16 protein-coding genes are annotated in these 16,058 nt (G+C 63.5%); 6 read left to right on the top strand and 10 right to left on the bottom strand.

What is annotated here, in order from left to right:
• Positions 1 to 93: 93 nt before the first annotated feature.
• The 3 genes from M2497_RS13465 to nadE are packed head-to-tail and all read left to right on the top strand — an operon-like array spanning position 94 to position 2,745.
• Positions 94 to 705: an isochorismatase family protein gene (locus tag M2497_RS13465; protein WP_248487924.1), complete on the top strand. Its 612-nt coding sequence runs from the start codon at positions 94 to 96 to the stop codon at positions 703 to 705.
• A gap of 11 nt (positions 706 to 716) precedes the next feature.
• Positions 717 to 1,934 (top strand): nicotinate phosphoribosyltransferase, encoded by a 1,218-nt coding sequence (gene pncB, locus M2497_RS13470; RefSeq protein ID WP_248487925.1) that lies wholly within the window; start codon positions 717 to 719, stop codon positions 1,932 to 1,934.
• 1 nt (position 1,935) lies between these two features.
• Positions 1,936 to 2,745 carry an ammonia-dependent NAD(+) synthetase gene (gene nadE / locus M2497_RS13475; protein WP_248487926.1) on the top strand — a complete coding sequence of 270 codons (810 nt, stop codon included), beginning with the start codon at positions 1,936 to 1,938 and terminating at the stop codon, positions 2,743 to 2,745.
• On the opposite strand, the gene M2497_RS13480 is transcribed toward nadE, so the two are convergent.
• The 7 genes from M2497_RS13480 to M2497_RS13510 are packed head-to-tail and all read right to left on the bottom strand — an operon-like array spanning position 2,746 to position 9,185.
• Positions 2,746 to 3,777, bottom strand: coding sequence for an ABC transporter substrate-binding protein (locus tag M2497_RS13480; protein ID WP_248487927.1), 1,032 nt, complete (start codon positions 3,775 to 3,777; stop codon positions 2,746 to 2,748).
• Positions 3,778 to 3,791: 14 nt separating this feature from the next.
• Positions 3,792 to 4,889, bottom strand: a complete 1,098-nt coding sequence (locus M2497_RS13485; protein ID WP_248487928.1) for an FAD-dependent oxidoreductase — start codon at positions 4,887 to 4,889, stop codon at positions 3,792 to 3,794.
• Positions 4,886 to 6,229 carry an FAD/NAD(P)-binding oxidoreductase gene (locus M2497_RS13490; RefSeq protein WP_248487929.1) on the bottom strand — a complete coding sequence of 448 codons (1,344 nt, stop codon included), beginning with the start codon at positions 6,227 to 6,229 and terminating at the stop codon, positions 4,886 to 4,888. Before M2497_RS13490 ends, M2497_RS13485 begins: the two co-directional genes overlap by 4 nt.
• A complete protein-coding gene (locus M2497_RS13495) occupies positions 6,226 to 6,516 on the bottom strand; it encodes a (2Fe-2S)-binding protein (RefSeq protein WP_248487930.1) in 291 nt (96 codons plus the stop codon). Before M2497_RS13495 ends, M2497_RS13490 begins: the two co-directional genes overlap by 4 nt.
• Positions 6,516 to 7,310, bottom strand: coding sequence for an ABC transporter permease (locus tag M2497_RS13500; protein WP_071495296.1), 795 nt, complete (start codon positions 7,308 to 7,310; stop codon positions 6,516 to 6,518). The genes M2497_RS13495 and M2497_RS13500 overlap by 1 nt, the downstream gene beginning before the upstream one ends.
• A 4-nt stretch (positions 7,311 to 7,314) precedes the next feature.
• Entirely contained in the window at positions 7,315 to 8,160 is an 846-nt protein-coding gene (locus M2497_RS13505) for an ABC transporter permease (RefSeq protein ID WP_248487931.1), read from the bottom strand.
• Positions 8,157 to 9,185: an ABC transporter ATP-binding protein gene (locus M2497_RS13510; protein WP_248487932.1), complete on the bottom strand. Its 1,029-nt coding sequence runs from the start codon at positions 9,183 to 9,185 to the stop codon at positions 8,157 to 8,159. The genes M2497_RS13505 and M2497_RS13510 overlap by 4 nt, the downstream gene beginning before the upstream one ends.
• Positions 9,186 to 9,427: 242 nt before the next feature.
• Here M2497_RS13510 and M2497_RS13515 point away from each other — a divergent pair, with 242 nt between their 5' ends.
• Positions 9,428 to 10,258 carry an IclR family transcriptional regulator gene (locus tag M2497_RS13515; protein ID WP_248487933.1) on the top strand — a complete coding sequence of 277 codons (831 nt, stop codon included), beginning with the start codon at positions 9,428 to 9,430 and terminating at the stop codon, positions 10,256 to 10,258.
• A gap of 61 nt (positions 10,259 to 10,319) precedes the next feature.
• Here the strand turns inward: M2497_RS13515 and M2497_RS13520 are convergent, their stop codons facing one another.
• From M2497_RS13520 to M2497_RS13530, 3 genes are all read right to left on the bottom strand, one after another.
• Positions 10,320 to 11,726: a class II fumarate hydratase gene (locus tag M2497_RS13520; protein ID WP_248487934.1), complete on the bottom strand. Its 1,407-nt coding sequence runs from the start codon at positions 11,724 to 11,726 to the stop codon at positions 10,320 to 10,322.
• Between the two features lie 11 nt (positions 11,727 to 11,737).
• Positions 11,738 to 13,042, bottom strand: a complete 1,305-nt coding sequence (locus M2497_RS13525) for a cation:dicarboxylase symporter family transporter (protein ID WP_058424726.1) — start codon at positions 13,040 to 13,042, stop codon at positions 11,738 to 11,740.
• 152 nt (positions 13,043 to 13,194) lie between these two features.
• Positions 13,195 to 14,550: an adenylosuccinate lyase family protein gene (locus M2497_RS13530; RefSeq protein ID WP_248487935.1), complete on the bottom strand. Its 1,356-nt coding sequence runs from the start codon at positions 14,548 to 14,550 to the stop codon at positions 13,195 to 13,197.
• 113 nt (positions 14,551 to 14,663) lie between these two features.
• On the opposite strand from M2497_RS13530, the gene M2497_RS13535 reads away from it, so the two are divergent.
• Both M2497_RS13535 and M2497_RS13540 read left to right on the top strand, forming a co-directional pair.
• Positions 14,664 to 15,395: a GntR family transcriptional regulator gene (locus M2497_RS13535; protein ID WP_248488201.1), complete on the top strand. Its 732-nt coding sequence runs from the start codon at positions 14,664 to 14,666 to the stop codon at positions 15,393 to 15,395.
• Between the two features lie 81 nt (positions 15,396 to 15,476).
• Complete coding sequence (locus M2497_RS13540) at positions 15,477 to 16,049, top strand: DUF2239 family protein (protein ID WP_248487936.1); 573 nt, start codon at positions 15,477 to 15,479, stop codon at positions 16,047 to 16,049.
• Positions 16,050 to 16,058: the final 9 nt, after the last annotated feature.

Raw genomic sequence — 16,058 nt, forward strand, 5'->3', positions numbered from 1 at the left:
GCATGGATTGCATGAAGGCTATTACTGCTGCCCTCTACTCCCCGTCAGATAGACCTAAGATCTTTAATACCATGCAGATATAACTGTTACAAGGTGTCAGAACAGAAGAGCTTCACGCCGCTGTGCCCCAACGAGTTGCCGGTGGCCGGCGGTGACCGGATCGGCGCCGAGCTCAACTACATGGCCAGCCTTGCCGGCCATCGTATCGGCAGTAAGGACGCCCACACCCCGCACGCGCCCTGGGTGGTGGCGCAGCACAGCGACATGTTGCAACCCACCGGCCTGGACCACGCCGATGTGACCTGGGTGAGTCACTGTGTGCCGGGCACCGAAGGCTTCAACCTGCTGGACGAGTTGCCCACGCCCTATGACTACGACTACTTCATCTGGAAAGGCGTCGAACCCGACCTGCATCCCTACGGCGCCTGCTACCACGACCTGCACGACAAGCTGTCCACCGGCGTCATCGAGTATTTGAAAGGCCAAGGCGTGGTTCGCGTGATCGTCGGCGGCCTGGCCCTGGATTACTGCGTCAAGACCACCGCGCTGCAGTTGCTCAAGGCCGGCCTGGAAGTGGTACTGCATCTGCCGGCGTGCCGAGGCATCAGCGAGGAGGGCGGTGTACAGGCGGTCAATGAGTTGCTCAAGGCCGGTGCTGCGATCAGCCGCACCCGCGAAGAACTGGCCGCGATGGCCATGCGTTAAGGAGAAACACCATGGAAAGTGCCTACGACTACGAATCCCCGGTGATCCAGGGTTTGCTCGACACCGATTACTACACCTTCACCATGATGCAGGCAGTGTTGCACCAGTACCCTAACGTCGATGTGGAATACAACTTCATCGTCCGCTCCAGGGAAAAACTCGGCCACCTGATTCCTGAAATCCGTGCCGAGCTGGAGAAACTCGCCAGCCTGCGGATGCGCGAAGGCGAACTGCGCTTCCTGTTCAACCCTCGTTTTCGCGAATACCTCACCCCGGATTACGAGCGCTTCCTCGGCTTGTTCCGATTCAACCTGCGCTACATCCACGTCAGTGAAGTCGACGGCCAACTCAACATCCGCGTGGTCGGTCCGATGCTGCACTGCATCATGTTCGAGCAACCGGTGCTGGCGTTGGTCAGCGAGCTGCGCAACCGTGACAAATACCCCGATGTGACCCTCGAAGACGTCACCCGCAAGCTCTACCAGAAGTTCGACTGGCTGGAGAAAAACCTCAGCCGCGATGAACTGGCCGACCTGCGTGTGTCGGACTTCTCCACCCGTCGGCGCCTGTCGTTCAAGGCCCAGCGCGAAGTGGTCGACATCATGCGCCGCGACTTCCCCGGCCAGTTCGTCGGCACCAGCAACGCGCACCTGGCCTACGAATTCGACCTGCCGCTGATCGGCACCATGGCTCACCAATGGCTGATGGTGCACCAGCAACTGGGGCGCCTGCGCGAGAGCCAGAACGCCGCCCTGGAAAACTGGGTGCGTGAGTACCGTGGCCGCCTGGGGATCGCCCTGACCGACTGCATCAGCACCGACTTTTTCCTCAAGGACTTCGATCTGTACTTCGCCAAGCTCTACGACGGCCTGCGCCAGGACTCCGGCGATCCCATCGTCTGGGCCGACAAGGTACTGGCTCGCTACAAGCAGCTGGGTATCGACCCGATGACCAAGGACCTGATGTTCTCCGACGGCCTGAACTTCGAAAAATGCCTGCCGATCCTGCGTCACGTGCGCGGCAAGGCCAAGTTCGGTTTCGGCATGGGCACCAGCCTGGCCTGCGATGTGGACGGCGTGGAGCCGCTGAGCATCGTGATGAAACTGGTGCGGGTGCACGGCGAGCCAGTGGTGAAATTCTCCGATGACCCGATCAAGAACGTCTGCGAAGACGCCTCGTTTTTGCAGTACGCAGCACAAGTGTTCAACGTTGGCAGTGTGGAGGTGTGACATGCAAGAACGTATCGCACGGGAACTGAACATCAATCGCGCGTTGACCCAAGGCGGCGAACCCGAGGAAATCCAACGGCGCATCGACTTCATCAAGACCACCTTGCGCCACTCAGGCTGCAAGGCCCTGGTATTGGGCATCAGTGGCGGCGTCGACTCCCTCACCGCCGGCCGCCTGTGCCAATTGGCGGCAGAGCAACTGCGCAGCGAGGGCTACACCGCACGCTTTATCGCCATGCGCCTGCCCTACAAGACCCAGGCCGATGAACGTGACGCCCAGGCCTCCCTGGACTTCATCACCCCGGACCACATCGACACCCTCAACATCGCCGCCAGCGTCGACGGCCTGATGGCCAGCCTGGCCGCCGCCGAAGCCAGCGCCGAGCATGTCGATTTCATCAAGGGCAACGTCAAGGCCCGCACGCGCATGATCGCGCAATACGCCGTGGCCAACCTGCACAATGGCCTGGTGGTGGGCACCGACCACGGCGCCGAAGCGTTGATGGGGTTCTTCACCAAGTTCGGCGACGGCGCCTGCGACCTGGCCCCGTTGTCGGGCCTGACCAAGACCCAGGTGCGATTGCTCGCCACGGCCCTCGGCGCCCCGGCCAATCTGGTGCACAAACACCCGACGGCCGACCTGGAAGAACTGGTGCCGGGCAAGCTGGATGAGCATGCCTACGGTTGCACCTACGCAGAGATCGACGCCTACCTGATGGGCGAACCGGTGAGCGAGCGGGTGAGGACGATTGTCGAGGGGGCGTACAGCAAGACAGCGCACAAACGCGCGCTGCCGATTGCGCCCCTTTGATTAACGCTCGATTGACCGACTCCACCGCGCATTCCACTCCGGTCGCGCCTGGTTGACCTGGTCCCAATCAATCGAAATCGCCGTCTGCAAGTAACCCTGCATCGCCTCCACCCGTGCACGGGTCTTGTCGGTGGTCGGCGTAGTCGGGTTCGAGGGGATCTGGTCGCCTTCTTCCAGCGCAGGGGCCTGGGCTTCGGCGGTCAGCAGGAAGGCCGCAAGTTTCTGCGCCAGTTCCGGCTGGTCATTGCGCGCAATCACGCATTCGGCCACGTTCAGCACCACCGCGCCTTCCTTGGGCTGCGCGTATTCCATGGGCACGCCGAGCAGTTTCTGGGTGGCGACCTGGGTTGGGGTGAGGGGGAAGATCGCGGCTTCGTCGGTCTGCACCATCTCGGAGATTTTCGCCGAGCTGGCGATGTATTCCAGCACGTTGGGGCCGACGGTCTTTGGCCAGGCCTTGAAGCCGGGTTCCACGTTGGTTTCGTCGCCGCCCTGGATGCGGTTGAACATCAGGAAACCGTGCAGGCCGAAGGTGGACGACGCCAGGGACTGGAACACCACTTTCTCCTTGAAGCGCGGGTCGGCCAGGTCCATCCATGAAGTGGGCGCGGCCCAGCCTTTTTCCTTGAACATTTTCGCGTTGTAGCCCAGACCGGTTACGCCGAGGGTCACGGCTACGGCTTCGTCCTTGATCTTCGCCTTGGCCGGGATCTGCTCCAGGGTCGGGCTCGGCGCCAGCTTGTCGCACAAGCCCATGGAGATCGCGCGGTACATGATGCCGTCGTCGAGGAACATCACGTGCATCTGTGGGTTGTCTTTGTTGGCCTGGACCTTGGCGAGGATGTCCGACGAGGTGCCGGGCACGATCACCACCTTGACGTTATTCGCTTTTTCGAACGCGGGCAGCACCTTGTCGGCGTACACCCGTTCCATGGTGCCGCCGTTCATGCCCAGGTACAGCGTGGGCGCGGCGTGCGCCGTTGAGGCGAGCAGGGCGAGGGACAAGCAGGACAGCGCGATACGTGGGTTCATGGATGTTTTTCCTCTCAGGCTTGGAAACGACGGATGGAAAACGCTTCGATGGGGTGGCGGCTGGCCCCGCTGCAGACGATCTCTGCCAGGGCTTCACCGACCGCGGGACCGAGCTGGAACCCGGCGCCGGCAAAGCCGAAACCGTGGAGCAAGCCGGGTTGGGTGCTGCTGGGGCCGATCACCGGTTCGTGATCGGGAAGGTAACCTTCGGTGCCGCTCCAGGTACGGATGGCCTGGGCGCCCTTGAGAAAGGGGTAGAGTTCGCCGGCGTTGCGCAGGATCTCCAGCACCGCCGCCTGCCCTGGGCGCGCGGTCAGCGGGCCGAGGGCAAAGCCGCGACCACCGCCGAGGATGCAATTGCCCCTAGCGACCTGCCGCGCATAAATCCCGCCACCTTCAACGCCGGTGCTCACGTTCATCACCACCGGCAAGGGCTCGGTGACCAGCATCGCCGGATGCGCCGAGGTGATCGGCACCGCTTCGCCAAACTGCGCGGCGACGCTTCCGGCCCAGGCGCCGGCGCAGTTGAGCAGCCATGGCGCTTGCAGGTGCAGGCCGTTGGCGCAGTTCACCTGGAACCGGCGGCTGTCATGTTCGATGCGGATCACCTCGGCCTGCTCGTACACGACGGCGCCATAACGCTGTGCGGCACGGGCGAAGGCAGGAGACACCAGGCGCGGGTTGGCATGTCCGTCTTCCGGGCACAGCGAGGCGCCCACGGCAATATCGCCGACCCAGGGGAAGCGTGCGCGCAATTCGGCGTAATCCAGCAACTGCAGGCCCAGGCCAAAGCCACGGGTCTGCTCGGCGTACGCCTGCAACGCGGCGAAATCGGCATGACTGCGCGCCAGCTTCAAATGCCCGGAGCGCACGTATTCGCCGTCGATGCCGATCAACCCTGGCAAGTCGGCCCACAGTTGATGGGCGCGCTGGGACAATGGCAGTTGGTGCAAGGGCCGACCCTGGCGCCGCACGCCGCCATAGTTGACGCCACTGGAATGCGAGCCGCAAAAATCCCGCTCCACCAAGGCCACGTGCTGGCCTTTCTGCGCGAGCATCAAGGCCGCCGAGGCGCCGACAATGCCGCCGCCGAGGACGATCACGTCGATCATGGCTGCACCTCCACGCCAAACGGCAGCGGCTTGATCGGTGCCTGGCCGCGCAGGCGGCCCACGTGTTCAATGGCGCGACCGCTGCGTTCGGCGACAATCTCCGCCGCCGCCAGCCCACACATCCGGCCCTGGCAGCGGCCCATGCCGACGCGACAGTGGGCCTTGACCCGGTTGAGCTCCCAGTGGCCTTCATCCACCACCGCGCGTATCTCGCCGGCGCTGACTTCTTCGCAACGGCACACCATTAACGCGTCCGGCGCCTGGGCCGCCCATTGCTCGGGGAAGGGGAACGCGGTTTCCAACCCATGACGAAAACGCTGGATGCGCGCCAGTTGCTGCTCCAATACGGCGGGGCGGCGCTGATCAATCGCCACGCCAGAATCTTCCAGCACCGCCAATGCCGCACGTTCACCGGCCATTTGCGCGGCGTCCGCACCCATGATGCCGGCCCCATCGCCGGCCAGGTACACACCGTTGACGCTGCTGCGCCCGGCGTTGTCCCGTTGCGGCAACCAGGCGCGGTTCAAGCTGTTCCAGGCGAACTCACAGCCGAGCAAGTCCGCCAGTTGCGTCTCGCTGCGCAACGCGTGGGCGAAAGCCACGGCGTCGCATTCCAGACGGTGTTCACCCCAACGAATGCCGCTGACTCGCTGTTCTCCGTCGATCTTCTGCAGCGTGGCGCCCTGATGCACGGCAATCCCATGGGCGCTCAGCCAGGCGCGGTAATACAGGCCCTTGGCCAAGGTCAGTGGTTGCCCGAGTAGCGCCGGCAGCGCACGGCACTGTGCACTGAACGGCGCGCTGTCGAGTACCGCCACCACCTTGGCCCCGGCCTTGGCATATTGGTAGGCGACCAGATACAGCAACGGCCCGCTGCCGCAGAACGCCACGCGCTCACCGATGGCGCAGCCCTGGTATTTCAAGGCGATCTGCGCCGCGCCCAGGCTGTACACGCCGGGCAGGGTCCAGCCCGGCACCGGCAGGATACGGTCGGTGGCGCCGGTCGCGACAATGATCCTGGTGTATTCGACGCTCTCGGCCCGGCCATTGTTGAGCATGTCCAGGCGACCGTCCTCGGCATTCCACACCAGGGTTTGCGGTCGATAGTCGATCAGCGGCGCCAGCTCATCCATCGTGCGGTGCACGGCTTGGGCCTTGCTCGCTTCAAATCCGTAGATCTGCCTGGCGGTGCGCTGGAAGCCCAGGGGTTGCCGCCGATAGATCTGCCCGCCGCCGCGCAGGCTTTCATCGATCAGGCACGGTGTGATGCCATGGTCGAGCAGGGTGCGCGCCGCGCTGATCCCGGCCGGGCCTGCGCCCACAATCACCACCGGCTTCATGGCTGGCGCCCCGGGTCACGGCTGATCGCCTGGCCTTCTTCCAGCAGCGTCGAGCAGGCGCGCACGCGGCGGCCGTCCTCAAGCCGCACCCAGCAGTCCTGGCAGGCGCCCATCAGGCAGAAACCGGCGCGGCGCTCGGCGCTGAAGTCACTGCCGCGCAGGTGTTCGGCGCAGGTCAGCACGGCGGTGAGCAAGGTATCGCCAAGCAAGCCGCTGGCGGGTTGACCGTCCAGGGTAAAGGACAGGGCAGGGCGGCCGGTCTCGGCCACACGTTTGAACAAGGCCATCAATGTTTCCCCACCAGCACGCGGTCCAGGCCGTAGACCCGGTCCAGCAGAATCATGGTGGCCGCCGTCAACGCAATCACCAGCGCCGACACCGCCGCCATCATCGGGTCGATGGACTCGGTGGCGTACACATACATGCGCACCGGCAGGGTTTGCGTGGCCGGCGAGCTGACGAAGATCGACAGCGTCACTTCATCGAAACTGTTGATGAACGCTAGCAACCAGCCGCCGGCGACACCGGGCAGAATCATCGGCAGGGTGATCTGGCGAAACAGCGTAAAGCGGCCGGCCCCCAGGGATTCGGCGGCCTGCTCGGCACTGCGATCAATACCGATGGCGGCCGCCAGCACCAGGCGCAGCACATAGGGTGTGATGATGACTACGTGCGCGAGCATCAGCCAGGTGAAGCTGCCGTTGACGCCCATCAATGCGAACAAGCGCAGCATCGCCACGCCCAGCACCAGGTGCGGGATGATGATCGGCGACAGGAACAACGCGCTGAAGAAGTTGCGCCCCGGGAACGTGTACCGACTGATCGCCAACGCCGCCGGCACCGCAATCAACGTGGCCAGGCTGGCTGCGGTGAAGGCCAGGACCAGGCTGTTGTAGAACGCCTGGATAAAGTCGGCCCGCTCGAACACCGCGCGAAACCAGCGCAGCGAGAAGCCCGAAGTGGGCAGGCTCAAGGTGTTTTCCGGGGTGAACGCCACCAGGCACACCACCACCAGCGGCGCCATCATGAACAGCACCACCAAGCCGTGGAAACCGAGGGCCAAAGGACCGTTTCTGGACATGCGCTTAAACCCCCAGGGACTTTTTATAGCGGCCTTCGACCATGCGGTTCCAGCTCAGCATGATCAGCAGATTGACCAACAGCAGCACCACCGCGATGGTCGCGCCCATGGGCCAGTTGAGTTCCGAGAGGTACTGGTCGTACACCACGGTGGCGACCATTTTCAGGCGGCGCCCGCCAAGCAGGCCGGGGATCGCAAAGGAGCTCGCGGCCAGGCCGAACACGATCAGAGTGCCGGACAGCACGCCGGGCATGACCTGCGGCAGCACGATCTTGCGCATCACCGTGGCCTGGCTGGCGCCCAGCGACAATGCGGCCTGTTCCGCCGACGGGTCGAGCTTCTGCAGGGAGGTCCACACCGGGATGATCATGAACGGCAGCATCACGTGCACCAGCGCGATGATCACCGCGAACGGCGTGTACAGCAGCTTCACCGGGCGCCCGCCGAGCAGTTGGATCAGTTGGTTCACCAGGCCATCCGCGCCCAATAGCAGGCTCCAGCCGAAGGCGCGCACCACCACCGAAATCAGCAGCGGCGTGAGGATCAGGATCAGGAAGATCGAGCGCCACGGCGTGCCCATGCGGCTGAGGATGTAGGCCTCGGGCACACCGATCACCACACACAGCAGGGTCACCAGCGCGCTGATCCAGAAGGTGCGCCAGAAGATCTCGTAGAAGTACGAGTCGCTGAACAATGACAGGTAATGGGCCAAGGTCCATTCATCGGCCTTCACGCCTACCTGGTAGTCGAACACGTTGAACGACAGCACCAGGGTCAGGCCCAGCGGCAAAATCAGCAGCCCGACAAACAGCACCAGCGCCGGCAGCGACAGTAGGTAACCGCGACTCATGCGTGCACCTCGTCGGCTGCCAGTACGCGCAGCAAGTCCGCATGCCAGTCCAGGCCCACCGCCGCGCCGCAGCCCAGTGGTGCGCTGCCATCGTTGCTGCGCACCACGGTGATCTCGCCCAGGTCGGTGTGGATGCGGTACAGCCATTGGCTGCCGAAGAAGTAGCGATCAAGCACCTTGCCTTGCAGGCGGCCGGCGCCCACATCCACCAGCGTGATCTTCTCCGGGCGCAGGCTCAGGACCAACTCGCCATCGCCGCGTTCATGCCGTACTTGCGGGATCCCCAACTGATCGTAATCGCCAGCCAGCAGGTTGGCCTTGCCGACGAAGTCCGAGATGAAGCGCGTGCGTGGGTGTTCGTAGAGCTTGTACGGCGCGTCGATCTGGGTCACGCGCCCGGCCTGCATCACCACCACGCGGTCGCTGATGGACAGCGCTTCAGCCTGGTCGTGGGTGACCATCAAGGTGGTGATGCCGACGGCGCACTGGATGCGGCGGATCTCGAACTGCATCTCTTCGCGAAGGTTGGCGTCGAGGTTGGACAGCGGCTCATCGAGCAGCAACACCGGCGGTTCGATCACCAACGCACGGGCCAGGGCCACGCGCTGGCGCTGGCCGCCGGACAGTTCCCGGGGGTAGCGCTCGGCATGCTGGGCCAGGCGCACCAGTTCCAGCACAGTTTTCACCTTGCTGGCGATCTCGGCGGCCGGCACCTTGCGCATCTTCAGGCCGAAGGCGACGTTGTCGCGCACGCTCATGTGGGGGAACAGCGCATAGCTCTGGAACACCACGCCCAGGCCACGGCTGGCGGGCTTGGCGTGGGTTATGTCGCGCCCATCGAGCAGGATCTGCCCGCCGCTCACGTCAACGAAGCCGGCGATCATTTGCAGGGTGGTGGTCTTGCCGCAGCCCGAGGGGCCGAGCAGGGAAACGAACTCGCCTTTTTCCACCGCCAGGTCGGTGGCGACCACCGCGTCGACGGCGCCGTAGCGTTTGCTCAAGGCGTTGAGTTGGAGAAATGCCATGTCTGCGTTCCACCTTTTTTGAGTCGCGTCGAAACGCGCTTTTTTGTTTTGGGCAGATGCGAATGAGCTGTTGCCGGTGCGTTGGCGCTCGATCTTGAGTCGGCTGCCGGTTGTTGTTCATTTCGCCCCTGTGGACGCAGATTAGGACGAAGACTAGGATGGGCGGAAGATGGAATTTCACTGAACGGACTATTATTTTCAGATTTATTCACTCACCGGAATTTACCAAGAGATTGAGTGTTATGGATTCCACTGATCGAAATCAAAGCCGCAAAGAAGTCGGGGCGGGCGGGGTGTCTCGTCTATTCGCGCTGTTGCGCACCCTGGGTGACGTGCCGGAGGGCGGCGAACGCGTCACCCAGCTGGCGCAACAGGTGGGTCTGTCGCAACCCACCACCCATCGCCTGCTGCGCAGCCTGCTGGACGAAGGCATGGTCGAGCAGGACGCCCGCAGCAAGCGCTATCGCCTGAGCCTGGAGTTCTTCGCCCTGGCGGCAAACGCGAGCAAGACCGGCAACCTGCGCGACCTGGTGCGCCCGAGCATGCTGCGCCTGAGTGCGTCATTGGGTGACTCGCTGTTCCTGCTGGCGCGCAGCGGCTTCGATGCGATCTGCCTGGACCGCAGCGAAGGCCCGTACCCGATCCGCACCTTCACCGGCGATATCGGCGGGCGCGTGGCATTGGGTGTGGGGCAGGGCAGCCTGGCGATCCTGGCCTTTCTGCCGGAGGAAGAGCGCGAAACCGTGATCCGCTACAACCTGCCACGGCTCAAGGACTTCCACCTGTATGACGAAGTGCTGTTGCGCTCGGAAGTGGAGAACGTGCGTAACCTGGGGTATGCGGCGCGCAATACCGGGGTGCTGGAAGGCATGGCCGGGTTGGCCGTACCCATCCTCAATCGGGATGGGCACGCGGTGGCGGCGTTGAGTGTGGCGACCATCAGCGATCGCCTGGGGCCGGGCCGGTTGCCGATGGTGGTGGAGTTGCTCAAGCGCGAAGCGGCGGCGATCGGGCCACGGATCAATCCGTTTGATCCGACGTTGCGCAGGCCCTCACAAACCTTTGGCGGATAACCCATTTCAGCCACGATGAAGATCAAAAAGTCTGAGCGGGCTGGCTCGCGAGTGAGGTGGGTCAGCCCTTGTTTGTCGGCGCAGTGGGATTAATCATCGTTTCCGGCCTTACCCGTTGTTCGTACTCTTCGGCGCTGATCAAGCCCAATTGCACGGCCGCCTCCTTGGGTGACAAGCCCTCGTCCGCGGCCTTGCGGGTGATCTGGGCCACGCGGTCATAACCCAGCAGCGGGTTGAGCACCGTCGCCATCAGCAATGAATGCTCCACGTTGTGTGCCAACTGCGGGCGGTTCACCTCCAGGCCGCTCAGCAGCTTGTGGGTGAACAGGTCGACGCCGTCGGTGAGCACGTCGATCGATTGCAGCAGGTTATGGATCAGCACCGGCTTGGCCACGTTCAATTCGAAGGTGCTCGAAGCGCCCGCCAGAGTGATCGTGGTGTGGTTGCCCATCACCTGCATCGCCGCCTGCACCAGTACTTCGGCAATGGTCGGGTTGCGTTTGCCGGGCATGATCGAGGAGGTCAGGCCATCGTCCGGCACGATCAATTCACCCAGGCCGCAGCGCGGACCCGAACCGAGCAGGCGGATGTCATTGGCGATCTTGGTCAATGACACGGCCAGCACATTCAGCGCGCCAGAGGCTTCGACCAGGGCATCGTGGGTGCCCATGCCTTCGAATTTGCACGGGTTGGTTTCGAAGGGTTCGCCGGTGAGCCGGCTGATTTCCTCGCAGAACGCCACGTCAAAACCGACAGGTGTATTCAACCCAGTGCCCACCGCCGTGCCGCCTTGGGGCAGCAGGCAAAGGCGCGGCATGCACGCTTCGATGCGCGCGATACCGTGCTGGATCTGCTGGGCAAACGCGCCAAATGCCTGGCCCTGGCTCATGGGCACCGCATCCATCAGGTGGGTGCGACCGATTTTCAGCACGTCCTGCCAGGCGTCTGCCTTGGCGTTGAGTCCATCACGCAGATGGCCCAATGCAGGCAGCAGGCGACCGCGCAGTTCCAGCACGGTGGTCAGGTGCATCACCGTGGGGAAACTGTCGTTGGACGACTGCGAGCGGTTCACATGGTCATTGGGATGTACCGGCGACTTGCTGCCCAGTTCACCGCCTAGCGCGAGGTTGGCGCGGTTGGCAATCACTTCGTTGGCGTTCATGTTGGTCTGGGTGCCGGAGCCGGTTTGCCAGATCGACAGCGGAAAGTGCAGGTCGAGCTCGCCGTTGGCCAGTTCGTCCGCGGCCTGTTCGATTGCCTGCGCCAGGGCCGGTGCCAGCGCGCCGAGGCGTGCGTTGGCACGGGCACACGCGCGTTTCTGGTGGCCGAAGGCGCGGATCACGCTGGCTGGGAACGGCTGTTTGCCGCCGAACACCTCCAGTGCCCGCTGGGTTTGTGCGCCCCAGTAGCGGTCGGCTGGTATGGACACCGGGCCGAACGCGTCGTGTTCGATTCGCTGAGTAGTCATCAGGAGCCTCGTTAAAGCGCAGCGCCGGCGGCACGGCCGAGCACGCGTTGATATTCACCCTGGGCGGTCTGCTGGGAGAACTCGCCGGACCATTTCGATACCACCACCGTGGCCACGCTATTGCCGATGGTGTTGCAGGTGGCAATCGCCATGGACATGAAGCGGTACACGCCGAACAGCAGCGCCAGGCCTTCGGCCGGCAGTACGCCGATGGCGGTCACGGTCGCGGCGAACACCACAAAGCTGCCACCCGACACCGCCGCCGCGCCCTTGGAGGTCACCAACATGATCGCAATGATGCCCAGTTGTTGTTCCCAGCTCAGCGGCACACCGTAGGCGTTGGCGATGAACAGCACGCACAGCGACATGTAGATCGATGTGCCGTCGAGGTTGAACGCATACCCGGTAGGCAGTACCAGACCGACGCTCTGCTTGGAGCAGCCGAATTTCTCGAGCTTTTGCAGCAGGCGCGGCAGGGCGCTTTCCGACGAGGCGGTGCCGAGCACGATGAAGATTTCATCCTTGATATAGGTGAGGAAGCGCCACAGGCTGAAGCCGCTCAACCGGCACACGGCGCCCAGCACCACAAAGATGAAGAAGGCGATGCCGACGTAGAACATCAACACCAGGTTGGCCAGGGACATCAGCACCGCTGTGCCATTGCTGCCCACCGCGTATGCCACCGAACCGAAGGCACCCAGGGGCGCGAATTTCATGATCAGGTTGATGAACTCGAAGAAGCATTCAGAGATACGGTTCAGGCCGTCCTCGATCACTTCCCGGCGCTCGGGCTTCAGGGCCAGCAGGGCGAAGCCGAACAGCACCGAGATCACCAGCACTTGCAGCAACTGGCCGCCAGCGAAGGCACCGACAAAATTGTCCGGGAAGATGCCGTAGATAAAGTCCATGGTCGAGGCGGGCGCATGCCCCTTGGCTACGGCGGCACTCGCGGCGGCGGCAGCGGCGCTGCTCGGGTGGGCGTCATGCATGCCGGAGCCGATCTGCAGCAGGTTGCCCCACAACAGGCCGATGGCCAGGGCGATGGTCGACACCACTTCGAAGTAAATCAGCGCGCGCAGGCCGACCTTGCCGACCCGCTTGATATCACCGGCCGAGGCGATGCCGTGGACCACTGTGAAAAACACCAGCGGCGCGACGGCGGTCTTGATCAGCTTGAGGAAGATATCGCCGAGGATCTTGAAACTGGCGGCCAGCTCCGGAGCAAGAAAGCCGAAGGCAATGCCGAGGAACATGGCGGCGACGACCTGGAACGTCAGGTCCTTGTAGAGCGGTTTTTTGGCGGGGGTGGATGACATGTCTGTGATCTCATTGTTGTTATGGTTCGGATGACGCTCTGTGGGAGGGGGCTTGCCCCCGATAGCAGGGTGTCAGCCACCTGATTTTTCCCGGATACACCGCTATCGGGAGCAAGCCCCCTCCCACAGTTGGACCTCCATTGGTTTTCAGGTCAGCGGGGGACCGCGCCCTGGCGCGCCAGCGCGATATCCACCATCTGCGGCGCCAGCCCCAGATAGTTGGCGGGGTCGGTCAGGCGTTGCAGTTCGGCCACATCCAATTGCGCAGTGGCTTCGCCCTGGGCGAGCAGGGCGTCGAGCAGGCTGGTGCCCTGGTCGTTGGCCATGCGGCACGCGGCGTACACCACATCGTGGGCCACCTGGCGACCGAGGGCCGGGGCGAGGCCCATCATCACGGCTTCGGCGACGATCAGGCCCTGGGTCATGTCGAGGTTCCTGCGCATGCGCTCGGGGCGCACTTCCAGGCCGGCGAGCATGAAGGTCGCCTGGCCGAGGGACGCGGCGCTGAGGGCGAAAGCTTCGGGGATGGCGATCCACTCCGCCTGCCACGGGCCGGTAGAGCGTTCGAAGTCCTGGATCATCGCGTCGAGCATCAGCCCGGCGTGTTGGCGCACGCCCTTGGCGGCGGCATACATCAGCTCGCAGGAAATCGGGTTGCGCTTCTGCGGCATGGTGCTGCTGGCGCCACGGCCCTTGACGAAGGGCTCGTACACTTCGCCCAGTTCGCTGGTCATCATCATCATGATGTCCAGGGCGATCTTGCCCAGGGAGCCGGTGACCAGGCCGAGGAAGTTCAAGGTCTCGGCCAGCCCATCACGGGCCACATGCCAGGTGGCTTGCGGCACGCCCAGGCCGAGTTCGGCCATCAAGGCTTCCTGCACCTGCAACCCTTTGTCGCCCAGGGAAGCGAGGGTGCCGGCCGCGCCGGCGAATTGACCGATTTCGACCCGTGGACGCAACTCCACCAGGCGCTCGGCGTGGCGATCAAACATGCTCAGCCACACCGCGCACTTGTAGCCGAAGGTGATCGGCAGTGCGTGCTGCAAGTGGGTGCGACCCGCCATCGGCGTGTCGCGATAGCGCGCGGCGAGGCCAGCGAGCAGGCCGCGCACGGTCTGGATATCACGCTCGACGATGGCCAGCGCAGCGCGTATTTGCAGGACCACGGCAGTGTCCATGATGTCCTGGGTAGTGGCGCCCCAGTGCACGTAGCGGCCGGCTTCACCGCAGATGTTCGACAGTTGCTCCACCAGCGGCAGGATCGGGTAACCGACTATCTCGGTCTCGTGCTGCATCAGCGCCAGGTCCAGGGCTTCGTACCGCGACAGCGCGGCGATCTGCTCGGCGGCGTCGCCGGGGATCACCCCGCACCGCGCTTCGGCGCGGGCCAGGGCGACTTCCACTTCGATGTAACGCTCGATCAGTGCTTTATCAGAGAACACGCCGCGCATTTCGGCGGTGCCGAACATGTCGCGGAACAGGGCGGAATCAAAAACGGTACTCGACATGGGCAAATCCTAATTGTTATTTTTAAATCATACATATTTAATATGTCCGTACATTATGATTACGCCTGTGCTGATACACTGTCAACTCGACAACGAGGGTAAAAATGGAAAGCGTGAGCCAGAGGCGTTATGCGGCGGTGGCCAAGGACTTGATCGATCAGATTGGCAGCGGCCGTTACCCGGTGGGGTCGTTGCTGCCGACTGAGTTCGAACTCTGTTCGCTGTACGCGGTGAGCCGGCACACCGTGCGCGCGGCCATTGACCAGTTGCAGGGGCAAGGCATGGTCTCGCGGCGCAAGCGTGTGGGCACGCGGGTCGAAGCCGCGTCGCCCCAGGGCGGGTATTCCCAGGCGATGGCCTCTGTGGCCGACCTGGTGCAGGTCGCCGAAACCCATATCCGTGATATCCAGGCCGTGCGCGAGTTTGTCGTCGACATCGCCCAGGCCCGGCGCCTGGGGCTGGAGCCGGGTGGGCATTACTTCTGCGTGTCGAGCATCAAGGTCGATGCCGGTGCTGGCAATGCGCCGCTGTGTTGGACCGACGTATACGCCGAACAGGCCTTTGCAGAAGTCATCCCCGAAGCGCGCAAGCACCCGGACGAACTGATCGCCGCGCTGATCGGCAAAGCGTTCTCACGGCATATCGATGTGGTGGACCAGCAGGTGCGGCCGGTGCAGTTGTCGACCGAACTGGCGGCCAGCCTCAAGGCACAGGGCGGGGCGCTGGGGCTGAATATCATCCGCCAGTACCGTGATGAGGCCGGAGGGGTGATTGCAGTGTCGGAAACGGTCTACCCGGCAGACCGGTTCACCCTGACCATGCAGATGAAACGCGACAAGGTCTGACCCCTACGACAATAACCTTGCATGTGGCAAAACTTTGGCTAATATGATCCGGGTAAAATAAATATAATCCGGGTAATAAGCATGCCTACGCACACTTTTCCTGCTTGCACTGCCTTTGTCCGCCACCAGCGTGTGGCGGCAGGTTCCTATGCCGACGTCGCCACGACGCTCGCCGAGCTTGACCAACCCACGGGCAGCTTCCTGGTCTTCGACGATGCCACCGGCAATCAGGTCGATTTTCCCTGGCCTGCGGGCTATGCGCCCGAACCACCCGCCCAGGTCGACGTGACCGACGAGCCTCCCACTCCCCCCTCGGTCGGACGCCCGAAACTGGGGGTGGTCGCGCGGGAAGTCACGCTGTTGCCGCGTCATTGGGAATGGCTGGGCCAGCAACGCGGCGGTGCTTCGGCGGCGTTGCGGCGGCTGGTGGATGAAGCGCGCACTGCCCATGCTTCTCGTGACCGGATACGCCAGGCCAAGGAAGCCGGCTATCGGTTCATGAGTGCCGTCGGCGGTGACCTGCCCGGTTTTGAAGACGCCTCGCGCGCGTTATTTGCCTTTGATGCGGCGGACTTTTCCCGCAAGATCGCGCACTGGCCTGTAGACGTGCAGACCTACCTGGCCTGGCTGTCGCGCGACGCGTTCCCTGTCTGACAACAACTC

Source organism: Pseudomonas sp. CYM-20-01, from assembly GCF_023169845.1.
Lineage (GTDB): Bacteria > Pseudomonadota > Gammaproteobacteria > Pseudomonadales > Pseudomonadaceae > Aquipseudomonas > Aquipseudomonas azotoformans.

Excerpts from the sequence above, each read along its gene's own strand:
- M2497_RS13520 (WP_248487934.1), bottom strand. The coding sequence starts at position 11,726 with ATGACTACTCAGCGAATCGAACACGACGCGTTCGGCCCGGTGTCCATA.
- M2497_RS13525 (WP_058424726.1), bottom strand. The coding sequence starts at position 13,042 with ATGTCATCCACCCCCGCCAAAAAACCGCTCTACAAGGACCTGACGTTC.
- M2497_RS13530 (WP_248487935.1), bottom strand. The coding sequence starts at position 14,550 with ATGTCGAGTACCGTTTTTGATTCCGCCCTGTTCCGCGACATGTTCGGC.
- nadE (WP_248487926.1), top strand. The coding sequence starts at position 1,936 with ATGCAAGAACGTATCGCACGGGAACTGAACATCAATCGCGCGTTGACC.
- M2497_RS13485 (WP_248487928.1), bottom strand. The coding sequence starts at position 4,889 with ATGATCGACGTGATCGTCCTCGGCGGCGGCATTGTCGGCGCCTCGGCG.
- M2497_RS13480 (WP_248487927.1), bottom strand. The coding sequence starts at position 3,777 with ATGAACCCACGTATCGCGCTGTCCTGCTTGTCCCTCGCCCTGCTCGCC.
- M2497_RS13495 (WP_248487930.1), bottom strand. The coding sequence starts at position 6,516 with ATGGCCTTGTTCAAACGTGTGGCCGAGACCGGCCGCCCTGCCCTGTCC.
- M2497_RS13510 (WP_248487932.1), bottom strand. The coding sequence starts at position 9,185 with ATGGCATTTCTCCAACTCAACGCCTTGAGCAAACGCTACGGCGCCGTC.
- pncB (WP_248487925.1), top strand. The coding sequence starts at position 717 with ATGGAAAGTGCCTACGACTACGAATCCCCGGTGATCCAGGGTTTGCTC.
- M2497_RS13505 (WP_248487931.1), bottom strand. The coding sequence starts at position 8,160 with ATGAGTCGCGGTTACCTACTGTCGCTGCCGGCGCTGGTGCTGTTTGTC.
- M2497_RS13540 (WP_248487936.1), top strand. The coding sequence starts at position 15,477 with ATGCCTACGCACACTTTTCCTGCTTGCACTGCCTTTGTCCGCCACCAG.
- M2497_RS13500 (WP_071495296.1), bottom strand. The coding sequence starts at position 7,310 with ATGTCCAGAAACGGTCCTTTGGCCCTCGGTTTCCACGGCTTGGTGGTG.
- M2497_RS13515 (WP_248487933.1), top strand. The coding sequence starts at position 9,428 with ATGGATTCCACTGATCGAAATCAAAGCCGCAAAGAAGTCGGGGCGGGC.
- M2497_RS13490 (WP_248487929.1), bottom strand. The coding sequence starts at position 6,229 with ATGAAGCCGGTGGTGATTGTGGGCGCAGGCCCGGCCGGGATCAGCGCG.